This window comes from Streptomyces sp. JNUCC 63, assembly GCF_054366325.1.
The window spans coordinates 447,965-472,697 of sequence record NZ_CM135963.1 but is presented as its reverse complement, the minus strand read 5'-3'; the positions used below and the strand labels follow the sequence as shown (position 1 = coordinate 472,697).

The 24,733-nt window shown below is 73.4% G+C and carries 26 protein-coding genes and 2 pseudogenes; 1 reads left to right on the top strand and 27 read right to left on the bottom strand.

All coding sequences use genetic code 11. The annotated features are described in order from the left end of the window. Nucleotides 1-120 precede the first annotated feature (120 nt). Both ACX25U_RS02225 and ACX25U_RS02220 read right to left on the bottom strand, forming a co-directional pair. Nucleotides 121-645, bottom strand: a pseudogene (locus ACX25U_RS02225) (GTP-binding protein); the annotation flags it as partial. Nucleotides 646-688: 43 nt separating this feature from the next. Beyond that, a pseudogene (locus tag ACX25U_RS02220) lies at nucleotides 689-976 on the bottom strand (DUF742 domain-containing protein); the annotation flags it as partial. A 113-nt stretch (nucleotides 977-1,089) separates the two neighbouring features. Between ACX25U_RS02220 and ACX25U_RS02215 the strand changes: the two are divergent. After that, a complete protein-coding gene (locus tag ACX25U_RS02215; protein WP_454388544.1) occupies nucleotides 1,090-1,509 on the top strand; it encodes a hypothetical protein in 420 nt (139 codons plus the stop codon). Nucleotides 1,510-1,576: 67 nt separating this feature from the next. On the opposite strand, the gene ACX25U_RS02210 is transcribed toward ACX25U_RS02215, so the two are convergent. From ACX25U_RS02210 to ACX25U_RS02090, 25 genes are all read right to left on the bottom strand, one after another. After that, nucleotides 1,577-1,930 (bottom strand): hypothetical protein, encoded by a 354-nt coding sequence (locus ACX25U_RS02210; RefSeq protein ID WP_454388542.1) that lies wholly within the window; start codon nucleotides 1,928-1,930, stop codon nucleotides 1,577-1,579. A 57-nt stretch (nucleotides 1,931-1,987) separates the two neighbouring features. Continuing rightward, nucleotides 1,988-2,434, bottom strand: coding sequence for a DUF6624 domain-containing protein (locus ACX25U_RS02205; protein WP_454388540.1), 447 nt, complete (start codon nucleotides 2,432-2,434; stop codon nucleotides 1,988-1,990). Between the two features lie 300 nt (nucleotides 2,435-2,734). Next, nucleotides 2,735-3,217, bottom strand: coding sequence for a TauD/TfdA family dioxygenase (locus ACX25U_RS02200; protein WP_454388538.1), 483 nt, complete (start codon nucleotides 3,215-3,217; stop codon nucleotides 2,735-2,737). After that, entirely contained in the window at nucleotides 3,183-3,467 is a 285-nt protein-coding gene (locus ACX25U_RS02195) for a hypothetical protein (RefSeq protein WP_454388537.1), read from the bottom strand. The genes ACX25U_RS02200 and ACX25U_RS02195 overlap by 35 nt, the downstream gene beginning before the upstream one ends. 56 nt (nucleotides 3,468-3,523) lie before the next feature. Further along, entirely contained in the window at nucleotides 3,524-5,854 is a 2,331-nt protein-coding gene (locus ACX25U_RS02190) for a heavy metal translocating P-type ATPase (RefSeq protein WP_454394774.1), read from the bottom strand. A 99-nt stretch (nucleotides 5,855-5,953) separates the two neighbouring features. After that, complete coding sequence (locus ACX25U_RS02185; protein WP_454394772.1) at nucleotides 5,954-6,118, bottom strand: hypothetical protein; 165 nt, start codon at nucleotides 6,116-6,118, stop codon at nucleotides 5,954-5,956. Then, entirely contained in the window at nucleotides 6,118-6,450 is a 333-nt protein-coding gene (locus tag ACX25U_RS02180; RefSeq protein ID WP_454388535.1) for a hypothetical protein, read from the bottom strand. The genes ACX25U_RS02185 and ACX25U_RS02180 overlap by 1 nt, the downstream gene beginning before the upstream one ends. A gap of 188 nt (nucleotides 6,451-6,638) precedes the next feature. Continuing rightward, nucleotides 6,639-7,607 carry a ferritin family protein gene (locus ACX25U_RS02175; protein ID WP_454388534.1) on the bottom strand — a complete coding sequence of 323 codons (969 nt, stop codon included), beginning with the start codon at nucleotides 7,605-7,607 and terminating at the stop codon, nucleotides 6,639-6,641. Between the two features lie 741 nt (nucleotides 7,608-8,348). Next, nucleotides 8,349-9,722 carry a Ni/Fe hydrogenase subunit alpha gene (locus ACX25U_RS02170; protein WP_454388532.1) on the bottom strand — a complete coding sequence of 458 codons (1,374 nt, stop codon included), beginning with the start codon at nucleotides 9,720-9,722 and terminating at the stop codon, nucleotides 8,349-8,351. Further along, entirely contained in the window at nucleotides 9,719-10,510 is a 792-nt protein-coding gene (locus ACX25U_RS02165; protein WP_454388530.1) for an NADH-quinone oxidoreductase subunit B family protein, read from the bottom strand. Before ACX25U_RS02165 ends, ACX25U_RS02170 begins: the two co-directional genes overlap by 4 nt. Before the next feature lies 1 nt (nucleotide 10,511). Then, complete coding sequence (locus ACX25U_RS02160) at nucleotides 10,512-11,318, bottom strand: FAD/NAD(P)-binding protein (RefSeq protein ID WP_454388528.1); 807 nt, start codon at nucleotides 11,316-11,318, stop codon at nucleotides 10,512-10,514. Then, complete coding sequence (locus tag ACX25U_RS02155; protein ID WP_454388527.1) at nucleotides 11,315-11,791, bottom strand: cyclic nucleotide-binding domain-containing protein; 477 nt, start codon at nucleotides 11,789-11,791, stop codon at nucleotides 11,315-11,317. Before ACX25U_RS02155 ends, ACX25U_RS02160 begins: the two co-directional genes overlap by 4 nt. Then, nucleotides 11,788-12,957, bottom strand: coding sequence for a 4Fe-4S dicluster domain-containing protein (locus tag ACX25U_RS02150; protein WP_454388525.1), 1,170 nt, complete (start codon nucleotides 12,955-12,957; stop codon nucleotides 11,788-11,790). The genes ACX25U_RS02155 and ACX25U_RS02150 overlap by 4 nt, the downstream gene beginning before the upstream one ends. 97 nt (nucleotides 12,958-13,054) lie before the next feature. Beyond that, nucleotides 13,055-13,555, bottom strand: a complete 501-nt coding sequence (locus tag ACX25U_RS02145; protein WP_454388524.1) for a hydrogenase maturation protease — start codon at nucleotides 13,553-13,555, stop codon at nucleotides 13,055-13,057. Between the two features lie 101 nt (nucleotides 13,556-13,656). Continuing rightward, nucleotides 13,657-15,132: a bifunctional aminoglycoside phosphotransferase/ATP-binding protein gene (locus ACX25U_RS02140; RefSeq protein ID WP_454394770.1), complete on the bottom strand. Its 1,476-nt coding sequence runs from the start codon at nucleotides 15,130-15,132 to the stop codon at nucleotides 13,657-13,659. A gap of 103 nt (nucleotides 15,133-15,235) precedes the next feature. Further along, nucleotides 15,236-16,123, bottom strand: coding sequence for a universal stress protein (locus tag ACX25U_RS02135; RefSeq protein ID WP_454388522.1), 888 nt, complete (start codon nucleotides 16,121-16,123; stop codon nucleotides 15,236-15,238). Nucleotides 16,124-16,926: 803 nt separating this feature from the next. Next, nucleotides 16,927-17,556, bottom strand: coding sequence for a V-type ATP synthase subunit D (locus tag ACX25U_RS02130; RefSeq protein WP_454388521.1), 630 nt, complete (start codon nucleotides 17,554-17,556; stop codon nucleotides 16,927-16,929). Further along, nucleotides 17,553-18,980, bottom strand: a complete 1,428-nt coding sequence (locus tag ACX25U_RS02125; protein WP_454388519.1) for a V-type ATP synthase subunit B — start codon at nucleotides 18,978-18,980, stop codon at nucleotides 17,553-17,555. Before ACX25U_RS02125 ends, ACX25U_RS02130 begins: the two co-directional genes overlap by 4 nt. Continuing rightward, nucleotides 18,977-20,731, bottom strand: coding sequence for a V-type ATP synthase subunit A (locus ACX25U_RS02120; protein WP_454388517.1), 1,755 nt, complete (start codon nucleotides 20,729-20,731; stop codon nucleotides 18,977-18,979). Before ACX25U_RS02120 ends, ACX25U_RS02125 begins: the two co-directional genes overlap by 4 nt. Beyond that, on the bottom strand, nucleotides 20,728-21,264 hold the full coding sequence (locus tag ACX25U_RS02115) for a hypothetical protein (RefSeq protein WP_454388515.1): 537 nt from the start codon (nucleotides 21,262-21,264) through the stop codon (nucleotides 20,728-20,730). Before ACX25U_RS02115 ends, ACX25U_RS02120 begins: the two co-directional genes overlap by 4 nt. Further along, entirely contained in the window at nucleotides 21,261-21,497 is a 237-nt protein-coding gene (locus tag ACX25U_RS02110) for a V-type ATP synthase subunit F (protein ID WP_454388513.1), read from the bottom strand. Before ACX25U_RS02110 ends, ACX25U_RS02115 begins: the two co-directional genes overlap by 4 nt. Before the next feature lie 2 nt (nucleotides 21,498-21,499). Then, on the bottom strand, nucleotides 21,500-21,916 hold the full coding sequence (locus ACX25U_RS02105; RefSeq protein ID WP_454388511.1) for an ATP synthase subunit C: 417 nt from the start codon (nucleotides 21,914-21,916) through the stop codon (nucleotides 21,500-21,502). Further along, the gene (locus tag ACX25U_RS02100) at nucleotides 21,901-23,364 is read right to left on the bottom strand and encodes a V-type ATPase 116kDa subunit family protein (RefSeq protein ID WP_454388510.1); all 1,464 of its coding nucleotides are present in this window, start codon (nucleotides 23,362-23,364) and stop codon (nucleotides 21,901-21,903) included. The genes ACX25U_RS02105 and ACX25U_RS02100 overlap by 16 nt, the downstream gene beginning before the upstream one ends. Then, nucleotides 23,351-24,292 carry a hypothetical protein gene (locus ACX25U_RS02095; protein WP_454388508.1) on the bottom strand — a complete coding sequence of 314 codons (942 nt, stop codon included), beginning with the start codon at nucleotides 24,290-24,292 and terminating at the stop codon, nucleotides 23,351-23,353. Before ACX25U_RS02095 ends, ACX25U_RS02100 begins: the two co-directional genes overlap by 14 nt. Beyond that, nucleotides 24,289-24,726 (bottom strand): hypothetical protein, encoded by a 438-nt coding sequence (locus ACX25U_RS02090; RefSeq protein ID WP_454388506.1) that lies wholly within the window; start codon nucleotides 24,724-24,726, stop codon nucleotides 24,289-24,291. Before ACX25U_RS02090 ends, ACX25U_RS02095 begins: the two co-directional genes overlap by 4 nt. Nucleotides 24,727-24,733 lie beyond the last annotated feature (7 nt).

The window sequence follows — 24,733 nt, the reverse complement described above, 5'->3', positions numbered from 1 at the left end:
GGCGATGAGGTGGGCGTGGGAGCGGGCCGGGCAGGTGTGGGGGTCGGCGCTCCAGGCCAGGTGGGCGCGGTTGCCGGCGATGGCGCCGGTGGGCAGCCCGATGGTGAGTGCGGGGTCGTTGTCGCAGGCGGTCAGCGGAGTCTGTGCGTCGAGTGCGAGGGCTTGGCGCAGTTCGCTCGCCTCGTAGGCCGGGGCGTTGGGGAAGGTGTTGATCGCGACGGCGTACGGGGTCTCCTGGGCCTCCAGCAGGTACAGGGCTCCGTGGCAGGCATCCAGGTCTCTGGTGTCGGCCAGGACCAGGCAGCCCAGTGCCCCCTCGGCCAGGTCCTCCCACAGCGGCCGGAACCGCAGCTGTCCCGGCAGCCCGAAGAGGTGGAGGACGAGCCGTCCGCCGGCCAGGTGGAGGCGGCCGAAGTCCATGCCCACCGTGGTCGTGCTCCTCTCCGGCGTCCCGCGCAGGTCGTCCACGCCGACACTGTCGATGGTGAGGGGTTCTTCCATACGCAGCGGGGCCACTTCGGACACGCTGCTGATCAGGGTCGTCCTGCCCACCCCGAAGCCTCCGGCGACCACGATCTTGGCGGACTCGGTCACCGTGGCGGGGACGAAGGTGACGGGCGGGTCGGACCAGTTCGCGTAGTCCATCGAGAACCCCTTGCATGAGGTCGGTGTCGGGCCGGTCCGAGACGGCGGGAGCGGGGCCGGCCAGGTGACCGGTGTCCACCAGGCCGGAGACGAGGATCCGCACGGTGGAGGGCGGCATCTGCAGGGCGGCGGCGATGTCCGCCACGGCGAGCCCGCCACGCCCTGCGGCGAACAGGCCCATCACCTGCCGGACGTCGGACCCCAGTTCGTTCGTCGGGCCGGTCGCGGCGATGACCACACTTTCCAGGCGCACGTCCCGGCGAAGGCGGACCCGCCCGCCCGTGCGGACGTAGGGCCTGACGATGTCCGGGGCACGCCGCGGCCCGGTCATACCGCCGGCCCCCCGCCCGCCAACCGCGAGGCGCGCTCCTCGGTTGGTCGATCTCGACCAGCGTCTCGTACGCCTCGTCCGAGACGTGCCGACGCACACCGGTACTGATCCTCGTGCTGAGCCTCGAGGCCCGCTCCACCGTGCTGGAGGCGAAGGCCCGCACCGCGGCGCGGGCGACGCCGACCGCCTCCTTCCGCACCTGGGCGACCCGCCCCTCGGCCTCCCGCCGCGCCTGGGCCAGCCGTTCCTCGGCCGCAGCATGGGCCCACTGCCCGGTGGCGACGATGGCCGCAGTGACCTGGTCGGTCGGCGCACCGACAGCGTCGCCCATCGCGATGCCCGCCAGCTGGGACGGGACCGCCAGGCCGGCCCGGTGCGGCCGCCCGGCCTGCGCCGCGGCAGAAGCGGCGGGGACCACCGTGGCGGCGAGGCAGCCGACGAACTGCTCCGCCACCCGCATCTGCTGGGCGACCCCTGCCGCGTGCCCGCGCTCTCTGGCGGCCAGCTGCTCCGCCCGACGCGCCCGGCGGTGAAAGCGCGCGGCCAGTGCGGTACCGGCGACGGCAACCAGTACGGCGAGAGCGAGTATCAGCACAGTCATCAGGCCCTCGCGAGAATCGGGGCGGCCCCGGCAGCGCCGATGCCGACACAGCCGTCGAAGCAGTGGTGCGGTGCTACCGCAGTATTGGAGCCATGAGGCGGTGACGACACAAGTCGGTTTAGCGACAAAACGCTCGTAATCAGGCCGTTGCGGGAGAAAGCCTGGGGAAAGCTTTCGGGCCGGCGTCCGGCCACGGGCTCGTACTCAGTGGGCAACCCGACGTCGTTGCGCAGCGCCAGCAGATGCTCGAACAGCGTCTGTGTTCCGTCGAGGCGGCCAATCGGGGCGAGTGCGTCCGTGCTCTGCATGTCGCCGATGAGGGCATGGTCCTCGATCTGGTGGGGGTGGTTCATCGTGTCTGTCCCCGTGGACCGCCCGGAAGCCGGACGGTGCGAGTAGGAACGCGGGCACTACCGTGACTGCTTCAGCAGGTCGAGGTACCTGTCGAGCACCTCGGCGAGAGGCGGCAGCCCGACTTTCCTGCGGCGTTCATCGACGTCATCCGGGTCCTCGATCGGGTAGGGCCGCAGGACGCGGTGATCGATCTGCGTGCCGTACACCTGCCGGCGGCCCTGGAGGACGGCACACGCGTCATCGACGTGGGCCAGGTGGATGGCCGGGGAAGTGCGGTGCGCGACGGCCTCCGCGATGAGTGGTCGGCACGAAAGCAGGAGGTCCACTTCTTCGGAGTGGAGAAGAATCTGGAGCGCGGCGATGGAGGCGTTCTCCCCGACCGCCGAACAGGACGGCCAGCCGGTGGTCCTCACGGCTTCGCTCAGCACCCGTCCGTGGTCGGCACGGCACTGGGCCACTGCCTCGCGCCGGTTGGTCGCGCCGGGCAGAGCGACTGCTGCCAAGGTGAGGCGCTCGTCCTCCGCCGCCAGGGCGAGGAGCCGTTCAGGAAGACCCGGCACAGGAGTATCTGCTGCCTGGGCCGTGCCGGGATCCGCTCGTGGCAGCGCAAGGACAGCCAGGGCCGATTCGATCGGGCGGAATATGGGACTCCTCGGTGCGTTTTCTTCGAGCAGGAGAGGCGGTGGGCCGGTTGCCGCGGGCTTCCCCTGGTCCACCGCAGCCAGGAGGCACACGGGGCCGCGGACGCGATCGCCCTCGACGTCCGAGAACAGCCGCGAGCACGTCGCGTTGACGCGGAAGCGTCAGACGCCCTCGGTGGTCCTGGGCAACTTGACGCCGATCGAGTTCGCTGCGAAGCCCTCCCGCAGGGGAGTGCGTGGCTCACCGAGGGCACGGAGGCACAATCGCTTGCCGGCGAGCTGGGTACGGGCGTGCAGCCAACGGTGGTTGTCCAGGAGATACCCCTGGCCCGGCTGAAGGCGGAGCCGGCGCTGGCAGCCTGTGATCGCCCGCCGCAGTGACGGCAGACAGGGGTGGACGATCGGGTTCCATCGCGCCAAGCCGTCCTGCCGCAGGCGGACGGACACACGGCCGTCGGCGCGGACGGTGAACACCTGGGAGGCGTGCACCGCGCCGGCACCGAAGTACGCGGTTCTGGGCTGGGTGAACATGACCGCTGCTTCACGGCAGTCCGCGGACAGGCTCGCAAGGACGTCGCGCCCATCGGCGAGCAGGACGTCACCGCCTTCGTCAGCGGGACGCAGGCAGACGACGCAGGCAGACAAGGAGCATCAGACGCGGCGGGTTGGGCACCCCGGCACGTTCGGTGTGCGCTTGCAGCTTGCCGTGGCCGAGCCCTGCGAAGACGGCGCGGTGGGCGTGGACTCCCGTGTCGTAAATGGAGGTCAACCCGTCCGCACCACTGTGGGGGTGCGGCGTGATGCGCATCAGCCGGTTGGCGAACGCCAGGACGGAGCGGCGGGACGCGAGCCCGTCGACGGTCACCAGGCCCCTCTCGTGCAACAGCGCCGTCAATGAGTCCGTGGTGCGGCCGGGGCCCTCGCGTGCGACAGTCCTTCTTGTGCCGTCGTTCACGGGGCGAGGGAGAAGTAGTTCTCTTCTTCCTGGGTGAAGTGGAGGCGCAGCATGGTGTTCAGGCCGTAGAGGCACGAACGCAGGTCGTCGAGTTGCTCAGGGGAGAGGCCCCCGCCTGCGTGAGCCAGTTGCACGTGGGTGGCGATGCGGCGGGAGAGGCGTTCGATCTCGGTGTGGGCGCGGCTCATGGTGGCGGTCGCCTCGGGGCCGCCGAGCGTCGGCGCGAGGGCGGGGTAGAGCTCGTGCTCCTCGGCGTACTCGTGCGGCAGCAGCCGTTCGGTCAGTAGCCGGTGGGTCTCCTCGACGGCCGCCAGGGCATCGGGGCCGGGGCTGTCGGAGAGGCGATCGGCGGCGTCGCGCACGGATTCGAGGACGTCCTGGAGGTCGTCGTGTTCGGCGGCGAAGCGGTGGATGAGGGCTTCGGCGGCGGGGGTGAGGGCCGGTCGCGCGGCCTGGTCCACACGCAGGGCGCGCAGGGCGTTGACGATGACGGCGACGTCGATGCCCTCCTGGAGCAGAGCGCCGGCGGCGGGCGGGAGGAGGCCGGCGGCGGCCGCGGCCATGGCGGCCAGGGACATCAGCATGCCGCCGAGGGCGCTTTGAACGGCGATGCGCCGGGCGCGCTGGGCAATGGTGACGGCGTCGGCGAGGCGGCCGACCCGATCGGTGGTCAGGACGATGTCGGCGGCCTCGGAGGAGGCGGTGGAGCCGCGGGCGCCCAGGGCGACGCCGATGTCGGCGGCGGCGAGGGCGGGGGCGTCGTTGACTCCGTCGCCGACCATGACGGTGACGGCGCGCTCGCGTTCGGCGCGTACGGCGGCGACCTTGTCGGCGGGGCTGAGTTCGGCGCGTACGTCGTCGAGGCCGAGGACGGCGGCGACTTCGTGGGCGGGCGCGGCGCGGTCGCCGGTGAGCATCAGCAGCCGTTCGATGCCTGCCGTGCGCAGGTGGCGCAGGGTGCGTGGCGCGTCGTGGCGGATGGGGTCGCGCAGCAGGACGGCGCCGGCCAGGTGTCCGTCGACGGTGAGCCAGGCGACGGCCGCGCCGTCGAGGAGGGCACGGTTGTCGACCGCCCCGGCCCAGGCCGGCCGTGCGTCCGCGGCGCTCGTACGACCGATGGAGATCCGGTGTCCGTCCACATTCCCGGTGGCGCCCCGGCCGGGTTCCTCGGTGACGTCGGAGGGGACCGACAGATCCAGTCCGCGTTCCCGGGCGGCGTCGACGATGGCCCGGGCGAGGACGTGCGGCGAGTACTGGTCGAGCGAAGCCGCCAAGCGGAGGACCTCGGTGGGTTTGACGTCGGGAGCGGCGGTGACGTCGACGACGCGGGGGCGTCCCCCGGTGAGGGTGCCGGTCTTGTCCAGCAAAAGGGTGCGGGCCCGGCCGAGGTTCTCCAGCGCGCCGCCGTCGCGGATGACGACGCCGAGGCGGGAGGCGCGGGAGAGGCCGGAGACGATGGCGACCGGGGCGGCCAGCAGCAGCGGGCAGGGAGTGGCGACCACCAGGACCGCGACCGCGCGCACCGCGGAGCCGCTGATCAGCCAGGCCAGTCCCGCCACCACGAGCGACAGGGGCAGGAACCAGGCGGCGTAGCGGTCCGCCAGCCGCACGACCGGCGCGGACTCGGCGCCGGCCTGCCGCGCCAGCCGCACGATCCCGGCATAGGTACTGTCCCGCTCGGTGGCCGTGGCACGCAGCTCGAACGCGCCTCCGGCGTTGACCACGCCGCTGCGCACCATTTCGTCCTGGGCCCGCTCGACCTGGAGGGGCTCACCGGTGAGCACCGATTCGTCGAGAACGGCAGCGGCGCTCTCCACACGGCCGTCGACGGGAACCACCTCGCCCGGACCGACGACGAGAAGATCGCCGACAGCGACTTCGGCCAGCGGCACCGTGGCCACTCCGGCGTCGGTGCGGCGGCGTGCAGAACGCGGCGCGTGCTCCAGCAGGGCACGCAGATCGTGGGAGGCCCGTCGCTGGGCGGCGGCCTCCAGGGTGCGGCCGGAGGCCAGCATCAGCGCGATCAGGGCACCGGCCAAGTACTCGTGGACGGCCAGGGTGCCGCCGAGCGCGAGTACGGCGATGAGGTCCACACCTGCGTGCCCGTGACGCAGTGCGGCGAGAACCCACGCCGCCGCGGGGACGACGGCGGAGAGGGTGCCCAGCCCCCAGAGGAGGTCGGCCAGACTGCCGGCACCCGTGAGCCAGGCGATGCCGCCGGCGGTCAGGGCCGCCGCGGTGACGGCCAGGAGGACGGGTTCGAGCCGTGGCGGCACGACCGCCGCGGTCAGGCGGCGCAGCCGTGTTGTGAACGTGCGGTGGGTCATGGCGTACCTCGGTCCGTCCGGTGCGGCGATCATGGGGCCGATCCCCATCCATCACATCGCGCCACCCGGTGTCGGCGACAGGGGACGTCCGGCCCTGCTTCAGGGCCATACAGACGGTGCATACGCGTGCTGGTCATGGCCGGCCCCGGTCGGTGTGGAGGGCCGGCGGGAGCAGGCGGCAACGGCTCGGCGGGCGTGGGTGCGCAGCTGGTCGGGCACGGCCCGGTCTTTCAGGACGGGGTAGCCCCACTCGTCGAGGTCGATCAGTTCGGGGAGGAGTTCGGCGCACAGCCCCTGGCCGGTACAGGTGATGCGGTCGATGCGCAGGCTTCGGGTGCGGGTCTCGTCATGTCTTCGGGGGAGTGCGGGTGGTACGGAGATGCGGGGTGGCTTGTGGGCGGCGGGGCAGGGGCCGTGGGTGAGGTGGTGGTCGACTCGTCGGCGAAGGCGTGCAGGGCGGATGCGGCGAGGCGGGCGGCACCGTCTGGGTGGCGACAGGCGCCCCGGTCCGGCAGCAGGGCGGTGCGGTGGCGCAGGCGGGACAGCAGCGCCGGGTCGGTCCGCCCGGCGGCCAGGGCGGTGAAGTCCTCGGCCACGGCGGGCAGCCCGAGGCGGCAGGGGCCGCGCTGGCGGGCGCTGTGGGGGGCCAGGTAGGCGACGTTCGTCCCCTGGCGACGCTGCCCGGGTCGTGCCCTCCACCCCGACGGCGGGGTGATGCCGCGCCGGCCGGGCGGTCCGTGGTCCGCCCGGCCGGTCTTACCGCGGTCCCCTCGGTGCGGGGCGGTCAGCGCAGCTGGTCGAGCGCCTTCTGGAAGGCGGCCGCGTGCTTGGCCTCGTCCGCGGCGGTGTCGCGGAAGTGGCGGACGGCGGCGGTGTCACCGACGGCGGTGGCCCGCCTGGCGAACCCCGGGTACACGGTGGTCGCCTCGTTGTGCTCACCGGTGATGGCCTTGCTCAGGTTGTTCCTGGTGCTGCGCACCAGACCGGCCAGCACCGCCTCGCCGGCGAAGTGCTCCTGCTGCTCGACCTTGGCCGTGCCCTCGAACAGGCGGGCCAGCGCGGCGTTGCCGGTCTGCCTGGCGTGGGCGGCGAAGAGCATGTACTTGGCGTGGGCGAGGCCCTCGCCGTGCAGGGCGGTGTCGAGGTTGGCCTTGGTGCGGGCGGCCTTGACCTTCGGCAGCCCGGCGGGCACCGACACCACGTCGGCCTTCGGCGGCGCCGGGATGCTGCCGCGGCCGGTGGTCACGGCCGTGAGGGCCGTGCGGAAGGCGTCGCGGTGGCGGCCCTCGTCCGCGGCGATCTCGCTGAAGAGTTTCGCGGCCTCGAGGTCTCCGTCCGCGCGGGCCTGGTCGGCGAAGCGGCGGTACATGACCTGGTGCTCGTACGTCTCGCCGCTGATGGCCTGGCGCAGGTTGGCGGCGTTGCCGCCGACCACGCCGGCCAGGGTGGCCGCCTCGCGCAGGTACTCGTTCAGCTTGGTCTGTGCCGTGCTGCGGAAGAGCCGGCCGACGGCCGGGAGGCCCTGGCGGTCGGCCTCGGCTGCGAAGAGGCTGTAGGCGGCGTGGGCGTACGCCTCGCCCTTCATGGTGGTGGTCAGGTCGGCGAGCGTCTGCGCCCGCAGGGCCTGGGCGGCGGTGTGCGGTGCCGGGGACGCCCCGGCCGGGTCGCCCCCGGCCAGGGCCGGCGCCGCCGGCGCGGCGGCGGCCAGCGCGCACAGACCCACTACGAGCGTACGTGTCGAGTGGCGGAACACGATGTCCTCCTTCGAGGGCCTTTCGGGTGACGGCCCCTGCCTCATACGACCCGCTCTCGTGCTCCGCTGCTCCCTTGGAGTAACCCCTTCGGGTGACTGACGGAGCGTAACCGGGATTCGGCGCGCGGCACGCCTCGCGGGCGTGGTAAAGCGGCACCCGAAAGGCCCCCGGCACAGGCCCTCCGCCACCGGGCCTCTGCCGCGGCGCTGCCACCGAAGCCCTCCGCGGCGGCCATTCGGGTGGTGAGCCGGGCAGCCCGGCGGTCCAGGCAGGACGAGACCGGACCGGGCGCCACCAGCACCGCCACTCCGGCCCGGGCCCTCCAGCGCGGCGGCTTGGCGGTTACCCTTCCAGATCTTTCCTGCTGCCTTGTCCTGCGGTGCGGCGAGCAGTCTCAACCAGCAGGCACCCCGATCCGGGTGCTCGACGCGGCTGCCGAGGGCCCGGCCGTGCCGGCCCCAGACCTTGGGACCGCCAACCAGGCAACAGCCGAACCGGTGAACCTGAAACCCCGCAGACCTACCCTGACCAGCTAGTCAGCACCTCCCGCACAGCGGGGGGAAGCTCACTCGACCCGTCCGCCTTCCAGGTGGGGGTGAACAACGGTGTGGCGACCGTTGAAGGACGGCGGGATGTGGCCCTTGCTCCGAAGCTGCTCGCCTCGATCCGGGAGATCGGGGACGTGGTCGAGGTCGTCGATCACCTCAGCGGGACCCTGGCCTGACCGGCCAGGCCGTGCTTCAGCCGCGGCCCGGCTCCCGCCGGATGTCCAGGTCCAGGAAGTGGGCCGAGCACGAGATGCACGGGTCGTGGTTGCGGATGGCTCGTTCGCACAGGTGGGCGAGCTCGGCCTCGGACGTCGTCCCCCGTGCCAGGGCGCCCTGCACGAGGACCCGCAGGTCCTCCTCGATCGCTCCTTGGTTCTGGGCTGTGGGCGGGATGAGGCAGGCGTCGGTGATCCGGCCCTCGGCGTCGAGCGTGTAGCGGTGGTACAGCAGTCCGCGCGGCGCCTCGGTGGCGCCGTGGCCCACACCCGCCCGGGCAGGGACGTCCACGTACGGGCGCGCCGGAGGCTCGTACGCGTCGATGATCCGGAGGGCTTCCTCCACCGCGTACAGGACCTCCACGGCCCGGACGAGGATGCTCCGGTAGGGGTTCCTGCAGACCTCGCCCCGCGCCGTGCCCGAAGCCGACGGGGGGTCGCTCAGTCCGGCCTCCCGCGCGGCCTGACGGGCCAGTGGGGAGAGCAGGTGGCCGTTGACGGCGTAGCGGGCGAGGCTTCCGGTGAGGTGCCGCCGGCCGTCCAGCCGGGAGTGGAGGGCGGTGGAGTGGGGGACCTGCTCCTCGGTGACGTGGTCGGGGAGGTCCCGTACCGGGAAGCTGTACGGCGGCACCGTGGTGTCGGCCGGGAGGACGGTGGGCACGCCTGATGCGATGGCGTACGTGCCGGGCTCGGCGAGGGCGAGCAGGTCGGCGTCGCACTCGGCCTCGGGGAAGTCGAAGCCGGCGACCCAGCGCACGGTGTCCCAGGCGTCGTCGAGGGCGACCCGCAGGCGCTCGGCGAGGGGACGCAGTTCGGCGCGGGTGGGGGTTCGGTGGAAGCCGCCGAGGCGCACGTTGATGGGATGGATCGCGCGTCCGCCGAGCAGTTCCATGACGGCGTTACCGGTCTGTTTCAGCCGCAGCCCACGCTCGACGTGCTCCCGATAGGTGCCCGCCATGGCGACCAGATCAGCATGGCCGAGGAAGTCGGGCGCGTGCAGCAGATGGATGTGCAGGGTCTGGCTCTCGATCCACTCACCGCAGTACAGCAGCCGGCGCAAGGCGTCCAGTTGGCCGTCCACTACGGCTCCGCACACGTCCTCGACGGCGCGGCAGGCGCTCAGCTGGTAGGCGACCGGGCAGATCCCGCAGACGCGGGAGGTGATGTCGACCGGCTCGGTGTGGGCCCGGCCCCGAAGGAAGGCCTCGAAGAACCGCGGGGGCTCGTAGATCTTCAGCAGGGCCTCGGTGACGGTGCCGTCGTGAACGCGCAGGTGCAGCGCGGCCTCGCCCTCGACGCGGGTGAGCGCCGGGATACGGACGACACGGGATGCGGCGGCGGATTCGGTCACGGCAGGTCTTTCTCCTCCACCGCGGTGAAGTCGGTGACGTTGAAGGTGTGCAGGAATCTCCCGATGTCCTCGTCGCTCATGCCGTCACGGTGCAGGACCGGGACGAGGGCGCCGAGATTGGTGGTGCCGGCGGGGCCGAAGCAGCCGTAGCAGCCACGCCCGTAGGTGGGGCAGAGGGCGCCACACCCGGCGTGGGTGACGGGGCCGAGGCAGGGCGTGCCGTGCGCGACGAGGACGCAGACGTTGCCGCGCTGCTTGCAGGAGAAGCACACGCTGTGGTTCGGGATGCCGGGCTTGCGGCCGGCCAGGAAGGCGGTGATGACCTCCAGGAGCTGGCCGCGGTCGATCGGGCAGCCGCGCAGCTCGAAGTCGACGGGCACATGGGCGGCGATCGGGGTGGAGGTGGCGAGGGTCTCGATGTAGTCGGGACGGGCGTAGACCGTCGCCAGGTACTGCGTGACATCGGCGTAGTTCCGCAGGGCCTGGACACCTCCGGCCGTGGCACAGGCACCGATGGTGACGAGGTAACGGGACTCGGCGCGCACGCGCCGGACGCGTTCCAGGTGCTCGGGGGTGGAGACCGACCCCTCGACGAGCGCCAGGTCGTACGGTCCTGGTGCGACATCGCTGGATGCCTCCAGGAAGTGGGCGATCTCCATTTCGTCGGCGATGCCCAGCAGTTCGTCCTCGCAGTCGAGGAGGGTGAGCTGGCAGCCGTCGCACGAGGCGAACTTGAACACGCCGATCCGGGGGCGGGAACGCCGCCGGGGCGGGGCGGGGTCGGTCATCTCACAGCTCCCGTACGGTGAGCAGCGGTTCGGCCCGGTCGTAGGCGACGACGGGGCCGTCACGGCACAGCAGCAGGGGGCCGAGCTGGCAGTGCCCGCAGTGGCCGGTGGCACAGCGCATGTTGCGCTCCAGGGAGATCCGGACCCGGTGTGCGGGTACGCCCCGGTGGATCAGCTCGCGGGCGGTCGCACGCATCATGACCTCAGGGCCGCAGACGAACGCGGTGGTGTTCGCCGGGGCGAACAGCGCTTCGTCGAGCAGCGTGGTGACGACCCCGACCCGGCCGCTCCAGCCGCCGGTGGGCCGGTCGACCGTGACGGCGCCGAACGGCCGCCGCCAGGTCGGCAGCTCGGCACGGTACAGCAGGTCGTCGGGGGTACGGGCGCCGACCAGCACGTTCAGCCGCCCGTACGCTCGGGGCTCGGCCAGCACGGCGTCGATCAGGGGGCGCAGCGGCGCGAGGCCGATGCCGCCGGCGACGACGAGCAGATCGTGCCCCCGGGCGGCCGTCGGGTTCCATCCGGTGCCGAAGGGGCCGCGCACGCCGACCGATGCGCCGGCCGGCAGCTCGCACAGCGCGCGGGAGACGGCCCCGACCGCGCGGACGGTGTGGGCGAGCCGCCGGCCCTCGGCCATACGGCACACCGAGACCGGAATCTCCCCGACCCCGAACGCGTACAGCATGGCGTACTGACCCGGGACGAAGGGCTTGAGGCCGGCGCCGACCGGCTTCAGCTCGAACGTGACCGTGTCGGCAGTCTCCCGGCGACGGCTCACCAGGCGATGGGGCAGAGGCACGAGGGTCATGGCCTCGGTCCCCTCTCCTGCGGTCCGTACAGGTCCAGGAGGCGTGTGCGGGTCGCACGCAGTCGACGGCCGATCGTCTCGGCGACAAGGGTGACCAGTGCCAGGCCGAACTCCGGGTGGGCGGCGCACAGGTCGCGGACCGAGGCCGCGTCGAACTCCCAGGCCTCCACGCGGCTTCGGGTCTCGGCCCCGAGATGCCATTGGTGTGGTGGACACAACCAGGACCAGCCCACGAGGCCGCCGGGACCGATCGTCTCCACGACGGCCGGGCCCCGGCCGGGGATGTGGATGTCGAGCGCGACCGTTCCGGTGCGGATGATCCAGAAGCGGTCGGCCTGGCCGCCCTCCTCGAACAGGCGTGTGAAACCGGGGTGCTCGACCTCGTGTGCGAGGCCCAAGAGCCGTTCGCGGTGCTCGGCCGGCAGCGCCCCGAGCAGGCCCGTCGCCGGGCCGGAATCCGTTCCCGAGGTCATTGCGAGGGCCTCTTCTCCGTGGCCTCCCGGTGCAGGGCGTGCGCCTCCTCGGTGAGGTCGATGCCGGTGGGGCACCAGACGATGCAGCGGCCGCAGCCGACGCAGCCGGTACTGCCGAACTGGTCGTGCCAGGTGCCGATCTTGTGGGTGAGCCACTGGCGGTAGCGGCTGCGTTTGCTCGCACGGACCGGACCGCCGTGCAGGAGGGTGAAGTCGAGGTCGTAGCAGGAGTCCCAGCGGCGCCAGCGCTCGGCGTGGTCGCCGGTCGGATCACTGACGTCCTCGGTGGTCGTGCAGAAGCAGGTGGGGCAGACCATGGTGCAGTTGCCGCAGTTCAGACAGCGGGCGGTGACGTCGTCCCAGCGGTCGGCCTCCAGGTTGTCGCGCATCAGGGCGTGCAGGTCGACAGGCGGCATGGACCGGCCCATGTTCTCCGCGGCCCGTCGTACGGCGTCCGCGGCCGCGGCACGGGTGGCGTCATCGGCGCCGTGCCGCGGGAGTTCGGCGAGTACGGCGGCGCCCTCCGCGCTTCCGCTGCGGCACAGGAAGCGGTGGCCGCCGCCGTCCATCACCTCGGTGAGGGCGAGGTCGTAGCCGGTGTCCACGGCCGGCCCGGTGCCCATGGAGACGCAGAAGCAGGTGGCCCCCGGCTCGGTGCACTCGGCCGCGATGAGGAAGGTTCCCCCACGGCGGGAGCCGTAGGCGGGATCGGGGTACTTCCCGCCGATCATCACACGGTCGAGGATGCGGATGGCGTGCAGGTCGCAGGCCCGCACCCCGAGGAACGCGTACGACACGTCCCGCGGCTTGTCCTCGCGCACGGTCGGTTCGCCGGCGCCGTCACGGTCGGCGGTCCACTGGCGGACACGTGCGGGGTGCAGGAACGCCTTCCAGGACTGCGGCCCCGCGCTGTGCGCGAACACGGCGCCGTCCGTTCTGCGGCGGATACGGTACTGCCCGGCCTCCAGCTCCACCCCCCACCCGTGGGGCAGCTCGTCCGCCGAGTCGAGTTCGGCGAGGACGATGGCGCGGTCGCGGATCGTGGGACCGATCACCGTACGACCGTGGCGCTTGAGGATCCGCACCAGCGCGTCGAGACCGTCGCGACCGAGGACGGCCTCGGTCTGCCCGTCGGGTGCGGCTTTGGCGTCGCCGGGGTCGGTCATGTGTCATTCCCCTCGGTCCGTGCCTCCCGGGCGGGGAGGTGCTCGCGTAGTCGCACAGGTCGTCCACAGCCGGTCACCATCGGCTACTGACAGGGTGTCAGGTGCGGGCGCCGCACGGTCCGACACCGTTGCGGCGTGTCCCGCCGGCGTCCACGACGGGCTGCCGGCCGCGCAGCGCGGCTTCGGCGTGCCGCACGATGTCGTGCTCGACGCGTTCCGCCAGCGGCCGTACCGCCCGGGCCACCGACGGCGTCAGGCCCGGGCCCAGGCAACGGTCGGCCCCTTCGACCGCGTACACGACGAGACGACCGGGACCGCGACCGAGGCTGTGGGCAAGGCGCACGGTCTCGACCAGACCGAGACCGTGCGTGCTGTGCTGCCGGGTGCCCGGCGGGCACGGCAGAGTGCCTGGGGCCGGGCACCACCGGTGAACGCGTCCAGGGTGCGCAGAAGGCGGGAAGCAGGCGTCGACGACGACTGCCAGGCAGACGTTCTCCCACAGCCCGATCAGCCGGCCGGGGTCCCCGTCGCACTCCTGGACCACCGTGCCGGGAGGCAGCGGCCGGGCCACGGCGCGTTTCCTCAACAGCGTGTCCACATCCGGCCCGACACCGTCGTCCCGCCGGAACGCGTTACCGATCCCGATGACCGCGGCGTGCTCGCGCCGCAGGGCGGCGGGATACGGCGTGATCGTGCACCTCAGTCCGGCTCCATGTAGGGGCGGCGGTAGACCGGGGCCTGGCCGGTGCCCCACGGGCGTACGGCCGCCAGCGCCCGGGCGACCGCGGACTCGAGCGGGCCACTGGTGTCCACTGCGACGGCCTCGGCCCAGGGCGGTTCCCCGGCCGCCATGGCGGTGGCGATGTCGAGGTCGGCGTCGGACGCGCCGGGGACGCGCGTGCGCAGGCGGGCCGCCGACACGTCGCCGGGCACGTGGCAGTGCAGGGCCACCAGGTCGGCGCTGGTGCGTTCGGCCATGCGCAGCGCCGCTTCACGCCGTCCCGCATCGGACCAGGTGGCGTCCAGGACGACGGACTCGCCGCGGGACAGCAGGGCCGATGCGCGATCGAGCAGGGCGGCGTAGGTCCTGGCCGTCCACTCGGGCGTGTACAGCCCCTCGCCGTAGCCGGCCGCCGCGGACTGCTCCGGGGGGATGCCCGCCAGCTGCTTGCGGACGCGGTCGCTGCTGAGCAGTGCGACCCCCAGCCGGTCGGCCAGGGCTCCGGAGAGGGTGGACTTCCCGCTGCCCGGCAGCCCGCCGACGAGGATGAGGCAGACGGCGGAGGAACGCAGGTGGCGCAGCGCCGCGGAGATCAGCCGCCGTGACGCCGTCTGCGCGCCCGGCGCGCCTTGGCGTGCCTGGATCAGGGAGACCTTGGCGCGAACGAACGCGCGGTAGGCGACGTAGTGGTGCCACAGGGACGGGGGCGCGGGATCACCGGAGTACTCGCTGTACTGGGCGAGGAAGTACCCCGCGGCCTCCGGGGCGCCGAGCTGTTCCAGGTCCATGGCGAGGAAGGCGGCGTCGTCGAGGCCGTCGACGTAGCGGAGGGCGTCGTCGAATTCCAGGCAGTCCAGGACGCGGGGGCCGTCGTCGAGGCAGAAGACGTCCTGGGCGAGCAGGTCGCCGTGGCCGTCGACCACCCGCCCCTGCTCGATGCGGGAGTCGAACAATGGCTTGCGGCCGGCGAGGTAGCGGCGCGCCAGCCGCTCGACCTCCGTCACCCCGTCGGGCACGACGCCGTCGGCGGCCAGCGTGTGGACCTGCGCGAAGCTCGCCTCCCAACGCGATGACAACGCGTCCCGCGTGCCCTGTTCGTCCACGTCGCGGCCGCGGGGTGCCTTTGCATGCCACGCGGCAAGGTGCCGGGCGATGACCCGCAGGGCGTCGTCGACGTCGGCCCCGTCTCGTACCAGCCGGGACAAGCGGCGCTCCGCCGGCATACGGCGCATCACCACGAGCGGCTCGGGTTCTTCCGCGTCGGGGCTGCGGATCTCACCCAGGCCCAGATAGACGTCCGGGGTGAAGCGGCGGTTGAGAGCGATTTCGCGTTCGCACGCGGCCCTGCGGGCCGTCACCGTGGTGTAGTCCAGGAACCCCAGATCCACCGGCTTCTTCAGTTTGTAGGCGCGGTCGCCGGCGAAGAACACGATCGCGGTGTGGGTCTCGCACACCTCTGCGCGCGGCAGCGGCCCGCCGTCGCGGCGGGCATCGGACCGGAGCGCGGACGCGTCGGCCCAAGGCACCGGCCGTGCCGATTCCGCGTGGAGGCCGGGCTCAGTCATGAGGAACGACGGCGACGGGGCAGCGCCCGTGATGAATGGCGGCCTGCGCCACGGGACCCAGGTGGGGAGCCGGGCCCGGACGGTGCCGGCGTCGGCCGACGACCAGCAGCAGCGCGCCTTCGGCGGCCCGTACGACGGCCTGGGCGGGGCTTGCGAGACGGATGCTGTCGGCCACGTCCACCTGCGGGTACTTCTCCCGCCAGGGGCGAAGCGCCGTGCCCAGCTGCTTCTGGGCGTCCCGCGTCATCTCTTCGGCGACGGCGTGGTCCACACCCCAGGGCACACGTGCGTGGAGCGGCACGCTTTTGCCGTGGACGGCAAGGAGAGGAACGCCCCTGGCCGCAGCGGTGTGGAGGGCGAAGTCGAGCAGGTCGTCGGAGGATCCGTGCAGTTTCAGGGCCACGACCACGCGGCTCGTGGATCCTGGGGGTGGCGGGGATGGTGGCTCCTCCTCCCGGCTCTCGGCGCGAACCAGCACCACCGGCCGCTCGGCCCGTGCCACGACGGGCATGCTGACGTCGCCCAGGAAGTAGCTCTCGACGGGCTCCAGACCCCGTGAACCGAGCACGACCATCTCCGACTCCGCCTCCGAGGCCGCTTGGAGCAGGGCGTTCTGGGCGTCGTCGGCGACCAGGTCTTCGACGATGGACAGGCTCGGGTGGCGTGCTCGGAGCTCCGCCCGCGCGGTGTGGACGAGACGTTTCGCCCAGTAGTTCTGATCGATTTCCGAGGGGACGCGGGTCGGTTCCGGCGCCAGCAGCGGCCACGCGTGCAGCAGGCGGAGAGTGAGCTTGCGCTTTTCGGCCTCTTCGGCGGCCCAGCGGGCTGCGGCGAGACTCTCGGGCGAGCCGTCGAGGCCCACGGTGACGACTGGTTCCATGGCTGCGGCCTCTGTCTCGTGAGGAGCCGGAAATGACGGTGAACGAGTCCGATGGTGTGGATGGTCCGGACGTCGTCGACATGCCGAGCACGGTGCGTTCTCATTCGAGGAGTACCGCAATCCCCTCCGCGGCGCATGTGGACGTGGGGAGGAGGCCGGAGGCGTGGAGTCCGGCACGAGAGGAGACGGGCGCGGTGACGACGACATCGGCCGGCGCGTGGCCGTCGAACGTCGCAGGCACAGGCTCAGCCGGGAGGAAACCGCCCGTCGCGCCCGTATGCCGCCGCGGCTGCCCCCGGTCAGGGCTCCGCCCTGCCGCATCCTCGTACAAGGTCATCGATGACGCGATCGTCTTCCGGACCGCGCCCGATTCCGTGCCCGCGGCGGCCGTGGGAACGGAAGTCGCCTTCGAGGTCGACCGAGTGGACGAGGCGCTGAGCCAGGGCTGGGGCGTGTTCGCTTGTCGGCCCCGCGAGCGTCGTGACGCGGCCCGAGGCCGTGCGCGGGCCCATCCGACGCGCCACACCACGCCATGGGCGGGCGGTGAACGACAGGCGCGGCGCCGGTCGACGCCCTGTACGGAGCCCGGGGCTCCTTCGCCGTCACAGAATCCCCGGCCGGCCGGCGTACACCACCGGCCCCGCACCACCATGCGGTTCGACACCGCCTCCGTGACCGAGAGCGACCACCGCCTGCGGGAACGGGTGCTGTGGGACGGCCTGCGCCGATGCCGACGAGTGAGTTCAAGGCGTTCAGGTTCCGCACCCCTGGGTGCCCCGGCGGATGCGCTGGGCTCCCGCGGTTCAGCGCCGTGGCCGATCGTGTGACGTGGCGGCCCAGTGGCGCCGTACCGCCTCCTCGTGTTCCGCTTCCTCCAGAGCCAGTTCCACCGCGGCCAGTTCGCGCCTCAGCCGGGGAATCCAGTGCCGGCGGAGGGCGCGGACCCGTTGCCGGGTCCTTTCCGCCTCGACCGCGATCAGCTCGGCCGCGGTGCGAGCGGCGGCGTACTCGGCGGCGGCGCGGACCGCGGCACGGTAGGCCGTCTCCGCGTGGGCGAGCGCGGTGTTGCCCGGCGTGCGCTCCCCAAGGGAGCGTTCGGGCGGCGTCCAGGACACGGCGGACGGGTGACGTACGCCCATCAGGACGGTCCATTCCACGTCGACAGCGGCCCGGTCGGCCGGGGCCGCTTCGGTCAGGGCCCGCTCGCCGCCGATCAGCACCCCGCGCACGAGCCAGGTGTCGGCCTCGGTGAGCCTTTCCCGCAGGATGCGGCCTGCCTCGTCCGCCCGGCGTGTGAGCGCGCGTTCCCGCTCCAGCAACAGCCGCAGCTTGCGTTCCATCAGGTCCGCTCCGCGCAGCGCGGTGTGGAGACTGTGCCGGAGCCGCAGCCGCTCGGCGCGCCCCGGCGCTGCCAGGCGTCGGCGGGGACTCATGACGGCGTGCCTTCCACGTCCGTGTCCTCCCTGTCCGCGTGGTCTTCGCCAGGGGTGCGACGGGCCTGGAGCAGGGCCGTCGGGATCATGCCGAGCTGGCTGCTCGGCAGGGTCAGCACCACCTCCCAGGCACGGTCCAGGGAGTCGTCGAGCGACCGGTTCTCGTCCGTGCCCTGGGCGAGGAACCGGTGCAGGAACGCCTCCTCCAGGTCGAGGTAGCGGTGGTCGGCCGGGCTCAGCGCCGGGCGTCCGATCAGGTCGGCGAGTTCTCGCACCTGACGGGCGCGGGCCAGTGCGGCGATCAGCTGCGCGGCGAGGTGCGGGTGATCCTCGCGGGTCCGCCCCGCCCCCGCTCCCTTGCGCATCAGACGCGACAGCGAGCCGAGCGGGTCGACCGGCGGATAGGTGCCGCGGGCGTGGACCTCGGCGGACAGGACGATCTGGCCTTCGGTGATGTAGCCGGTGAGGTCGGGCACGGGGTGGGTGATGTCGCCCGCCGGCATCGTGAGCACCGGCAGCACGGTCACCGATCCCGGGCGGCCCCTGATTCTGCCGCACCGCTCGTACAGGGACGCCAGGTCGCTGTAGAGGTATCCGGGGTAGGCGCGCCGGGCCGGGATCTCGCCCCGCGCGGCGGACACCTCGCGCAGCGCCTCGGAGTAGGCCGTCATGTCGGTCATCACCACCAGGACATGGCGGCCCTCCACGAAGGCGAGGTGCTCGGCGACGGTGAGCGCCAGCCGCGGGGTCAGCAGCCGCTCGATCACCGGGTCGTCCGCGGTGTTGAGGAGCAGGGTCAGTTCCCTGGCCGCGGAGCGTTCGGCCAGTCCGTCGCGGACGAACGCCGCGTCGGCGTGCGTGAGCCCCATGCCGGCGAAGACGACGGCGAACGCCTCGCCGCCGCTGGTCGCCTGGGCGGCGATCTGCACCGCGAGTTCGAGATGGGGCAGGCCGGCGGCCGAGAACACCGGCAGTTTCTGGCCCCGTACGAGGGTGGTGAGGACATCGATGGCGCCCACACCGGTCAGTACCGGCTCGGTGGGCGGCTCCCTGCGCACCGGGTTGATCGGCGCACCGCCGACCGCCGCGTTCACGGAACCCAGCACCGGGGGGCCGCCGTCCGCCGGTTCCCCCCGTCCGTTGCACGCCCGGCCCAGCCAGCCGACGCCGACCGGGATGCGCAGCGGGGTGCCGGAGAACGCGACGCGTGTGCCGGCCCGGTCCATCCCCGCCGTGTCCTCGAGGACCTGCACGACCGCCAGGTCCCGGTCCACCTCGAGTACCAGGCCGTGCCGCCGCTCGCCGGAGTCGAGGACGATCGTGGCGAACTCGTCCCAGCCGACGCCGCTCACCCCTTCGACCACCACGAGCGGGCCGCGCAGTTCCCGCACCCCCGTGTACTCGATCTCACCGGGCGCGCTCACGCCAGTTCACCGAGCCGTGCCAGTACCGTGTCCCGGGCCGCCACCACAGGAGCGGTCTCCCCGGGACCCGCCTCCTCACGGGCCCGGAGCAGCGGTGTGTAGTCGACCGCTTCGACGGCTTCCGCCTGCGCACCGGAGTCGACCAGTTCCCCGCAGCGGTCGATGACCGTCAGGGCCGCCTCCACGAGGGCCGCCGTCTTCCTGGGCGTGCAGTACGCGTCCGACGGCGACAGCGCGTTCTGCTGGATCACCCCCTCGCGCAGCAGCCGGCCGGCGAGTACACTGACCCGCTCCCGCGGCGGCAGCGCCGTGACGCCCACCAGTTCCACGAGATCGGCCAGCCGGTCCGCCTCGGCGAGCAGCCCGGCCACCCGCCCGCGCCGCTCGGCCCACTGCGGGTCACCGGCCCGCGCGTGCGCGGCGGCCGACACGGCGGCGTCCCGCGAGAACGACTCCGCCCAGGAGACCGCCGGATAGTGGCGCGCGTAGGCGAGGTCCCGGTCCAGGCTCCACAAACAGCGCACGAACCGTTCGGTGTGCGCCGTGACCGGTTCGGTGCGGTCACCGCCCGGCGGGGACACGGCACCGATGACGGTGACGGAGCCCGTGGCGCCGCCGAGGGCACGCACCGGGGCGGCCCGCTCGTAGAAAGCGGCCAGTTCCGAGGCGAGACCCGCCGGGTAGCCCTCCTCGGCGGGCAGTTCGCCCATCCGTGAGGCGAACTCGCGCAGCGCCTCCGCCCACCTGGACGTGGAGTCCGCGATCACGACCACGTCGAGCCCCATGTCACGGAAGTACTCGGCGACCGTCACGCCCGTGTGAACGCTCGCCTCCCGTGCCATCATCGGCATGTTCGAGGTGTTCGCCACGGTGACCGTGCGCTCCGCCAGACGGCCCCCGGTACGGGGGTCGGTCAGCGCGGACAGCTCCTCGATGACGTCGGCCATCTCGTTGCCGCGCTCTCCGCAGCCGACGTACACGATCACGTCGACGTCGCACCACTTGGCGATCTGCTGCAGCAGCATGGTCTTGCCGGTGCCGAAACCGCCGGGCACGGCGACCGTGCTGCCGCGAGCCACCGGGAAGAGCAGGTCGACGACCCGCTGACCGGTGTGCAGCGGGAGATCGGCCGGCAACCGCTCCCGCACCGGCCTGGGACGGCGCACCGGCCAGCTCTGGACCATCCGCACCTCCCTCCCGTCCACCACGGCGACCACCGAGTCCTCGGCGAGGTCTCCCGCCGACGCGACCCGCGTCACCACCCCCGAGCACCCCGGCGGCACCAGGACGCGCAGGGGCACCGCCGCCCCGAGGTCGCCCAGGACGTCCCCCGCCGCGACCCGCGCCCCCTCGGCCACCCGCGGAGTGAACCGCCACGTGCGAACGTCCGGTGCGGTACTCCGCTCACCCGGCACGAGCAGGTCCCGGGCGTGAGCGAGCGGGCGCAGCAGACCGTCGAAGACGCCGCCGAGCAGCCCCGGTCCCAGCTGCACCGCGAGCGGCCCGCCCTGCGGGCGGGCCGGACGGCCGGGTGCGAGGCCGCCTGTGTACTCGTAGGCCTGGACGGTGACCACATCACCGTCGATCGCCACCACCTCGCCCGGCAGCCGGGCCTCGCCCAGCAGGACCACGTCGTGCATGGCGACACCGGCGGCGCAGGCGACCTCGACCAAGGGCCCCGCCACCCGCAGGACGTACGCCGGTTCGCCGCCGCCGGACCCGCGGCCCGCCGCGGCGGACGCCGGCGTCATGACGCCCACAGCGACTCCGCCTGCGCGCCGAGCCGCTCCAGGGCCCGGTCCGCCAGGGCGTCCGCCGACAGGTCGACGCGGCGGCCGGGCGCCGTCGCCGTCACCCCGCCGCCGGCGGCGGCCGTGACCTCCGCGCCGGTTCCGAGCAGCGCCCGGGCCCGCCGCTCCAGCCGAGCCCGGACCGCAAGGTCCGCCAGGACCGTGCGCACCCCCGCACGGACCCTGTCGCGCAGGTCCGCGTAGACCTCGGCACGTGCGGACAACTCCCGCGCCCAGGCGTCCTGCCGCGCCCGCACCCGCTCCCGGGCCGCCGCGGCGGCACCGTCCGCCGCACCGGCCTCCCGGGCCCGCGCGAGCAACGCGTCCGCCTCCGCGCGCGCCGCCCGCAACGCCTCGTCCGCGTCCGTCCGCGCCCGGGCCAGAACAGCGTCGGCGTCCGCACGCGCGGCGCGCAGCAGCGCGGCCCGCACCGGCTCCAGCGCGTCGGCCGGGGTGCTCCGGGCAGTGCCACGACGATCGGCCGGCGCGGTCATGACGGCATCACCACGGTCAGCGGCCGGGAGGGATCCGGTTCCCGCGCCCCGCCCGTCGCGCCCTTCAGGGCCTCGGCCGCCTCCGCCGTGACGATCAGCAGCGAAACCCCCGGCGGCAGGGCCCGCCAGGCCCGGCGGACAGCCTCGGCGTCCTCCGCGACCCGGACGTCCACACCGGCCAGGGCCAGCCCGCTCACCCGGACCCGGGTGCCGATGGCGGCCACCGTGCCCATCGTCACGCCTTCCCGATCAGCAGGATCGCGACCACCAGTCCGTAGACGGCGATGCCCTCGGCCAGGCCGACGATGACCATGGCCCGGCCGAACATCTCGGGGCGCTCGCTCAGCGCGGCCAGCGCCGCGGCCCCGGTGTAGGCGACGGCGATGGCCGCCCCGATCGACGCGCCGGCCACCGCGATGGCGGCCCCGATCAGCGCGGAACCGTTGACGGCAGCCGGCGCGGCGGCCTGGACCTGCGCGCCCTGCGCGGGCGTCGACAAAGCGGTGGCCAGCAGCACACAGGCACCTGTCAGCAGGACGAGATTCGTGGCGAGGAGCCAGCGGAACGCCCGTTTCGCCCGATGCCGCCGCACCAGCCGGACGGCGCCGAGCGCCACGGCGAGTACGGGCAGGACCATCAACCAGGTGAGCACTCGGTCGCCTCCGTTTCCGTTTCACCCCGCACCGCCGTCGGGACGTGCCAGGGACGGAAGGGGTGGCCCTCCGCCTCGAAGATCCGAGAGAAGATCTCGTAGAACTCCAGCCGCAGCGCCTGCACCCCGGCCACCAGGGCCTCCAGGGCGAACGAGGCGGCCGTGCCGACGACGAACAGCGCCACCGCCCCGGCGATCCCGGCAGCACCTCGCCCGGCCAAGCCGGCGGTGCCGCGCCACACCAGGTCCGCGAGCGCCGCATGGGTGAGGCCGAACGCCGCCAGCCGCGCGAACGACAGCGTGTTGGTACCCGCGCGCACCACCACGTCGAACAGCCGCACCCCGGTCTCGGCGAACCCCGCGAAGCCCCCCGCCGTGGCCCCGTGCAGGCCCACCGCCACCAGCACCAGACCGGCCGCCGCGCACGCCGCTCCGAGAAGGGCCATGGCCGGCTGGTGGAGGGCCACCCCTGCCGCCGACACCACGGCCCCCAGGAAGAACAGCAGCCCGGCCCCGCCGGACGCCGCGTACAACGCCTTGCCCGGGCCGCCCTCGCGCCAGCGGTTGACCGCACCGGCCACATGGGCGAGGACCAGCAGTCCCGCCCCGAAGACGACCGCGGCGGCCAGCAGACGCGCAGGGCTGTGCAGGGGGTTCAGCCACAGCACCGGCAGCACACCCGTCGGCCCGAAGAACTCACCGTAGGCGGCACCGGCGAGCATGGCCGCCAGCCCAGCACCGGCCAGGAACGGCCACAAGCGGCCCAGCCGTGCCGCCCTGCGGGGCCGTCCCAGCCGCAGCGCCAACGCACCCAGCAGCAACAGTGCCCCGTGCCCCACGTCCCCGAACATGATCCCGAACATCACGACATAGGTGATTCCGGCGGGCCACGAAGGATCGACGTCCGCGTAGGGCGGTGTGCCGTACGTCGTCACCAACGATGTGAACGACGCGGACGGCGCCGACCGCAGCAGGGTCGGTGCATCGGTGCCGGGTGGGGACCGGAGCGGCATCAGCGCACCCCCGACGTCGGCCAGCCGCCGGGCAAGTTGCGGTACCTCGGTCACCGGGCACCAGCCCGCGAGCGCGACCACCTCACCGCGCAGAACCGAGCCCCGGGCCCGCTCCTCCAGTTGCGCCTCACCCGCCAGCAGCCCCAGACTGCGGCGCTGTTCGAGGACGTCCAGGTCGGGAGTGGAGACGGCCAGCACCGGAGCCCGACCGGCGGACGGCACGGCACCCGCGGCCGGCGGTGAGGTCCCGTCGGGACGGCTCTGGAGGCGCTGCAGCCTCCGGGCCGCCGGCCCGGGGGCCGCCTCCTCCACCCGGTCCAGCTCCACACAGCCCGCCTCGGCGATCCGCACCAGCGACTCCCGCAGCGCTGCGTACGGCACGATCACCGCCACGCGCCGCATCCGGACCGGCGTCATCGCCTCAGACCAGGGCATCGAACTCCTCCAGCGGACCCGCGCCCCGGGCGGCCGACTCCAGGGCCGCCCGCACCCGCCAGGCGTCCACGGACAGCACCGCGACCGCCCCCACGACAGCCTGCGGCCCGTACCCGCCCTCGCGCAGCATCGTGGCGCCGTCCCGATGGAGCCGACGCCACCAGTGGGCCTCGGCCCGCCACAGCTCCCCCGGCTCCCCGACGTCCTTGAGGACCCAGCGAGCCGCGGACGGCAGTCGGTCGCGAAAGTCGCGGAACGACGGCGCGTCGACGGCCCGGGGCCCCAGCAGCGCCACGGCGTTCCGCTGCACGGGCCCCGGCAGCCGGCGCTGGTGCAGGAACCGTTCGCGCGCGGTCAGCAGGGCGGCGCGCCCCTGCGCCCAGCGCCGTGCGAACGGCACGACCTGGGCGGTCCGCCGGGCAGCCGCCATCCGCATACCTGTGGTCAGCGCCCACGGCGTCTCCGCGCCCGGGTCGCCCCACGGCGAGGCCGCCAGCGCGGCACGCAGTGCGGCCGGTGTCGACGCACGCTGCAGGGTCCGCCAAGCCGTTTCGAGGGCACCGAGCTGGTACGGCTGCCACACCGGGGCCTCGGAGTCCGTGCCGGGACCGTCCCGTGCCGACAGCCGGGAGGCGACATTGGAGATCTCGAAACCCGCGGCGAGCGGGCGGAACAAGCGGGCGCCGCCCTGGGGCAGCCAGCCCGCCAGCACCCGCAGATGCCACAGCAGCGTGGCGCTGACCGCCCGCTGCGCCTCGGGCAGGGAGACCGTGGTTCGTACGTACTTGCGGTACGGCGTCCGGGCCAGGAGATGCAGCGCGTCGTCGAGCGTGCCGCTCGCCGCCACTCCGCGTGCCCCGGCCGGGCCGGGACACCGGCCGACCAGGGCGCGGGCCCGGACGACTCCGGCGACCCACCCGGCGCTCACGGTGCTGCCCCCGGACGGTCCGTGGTCCGCAGAGCGTCGGCCACCGCGCGCTCCACCAGGGCGCCCATGCGCTCCCGGGCCAGCTCGCGCACCAGCGAGGCGGCGCCTTCTCCGGCCGCCCGGATACCCTCCGCATCCCGCCGAGCGACACCCAGCACGGGCGCGGCAGCCTGGCGGCGCACCTGCGGGGCTCGTGTCCGCGCCGCCTCCACGATCTGCGCCGCCTGCCGTGCGGCGCTCTGCCGTATCGCCTCGGCCTCACGGTTTGCCGCGGTCCGGATCCGGGCCGCCTCCTGCTGGACCTCGGTCAGCCGGGTCAGAGGGGGCTCCAGTTCCGCGGCGCGCTCCGCCGCCCGGTCGGCGGGCACTCCGGCGACGGCCGCTCCTGGTGTGCCGGTCGGCCGGAACCGAGCGAGGAAGTTCCGCAGGTTCATCACGAGC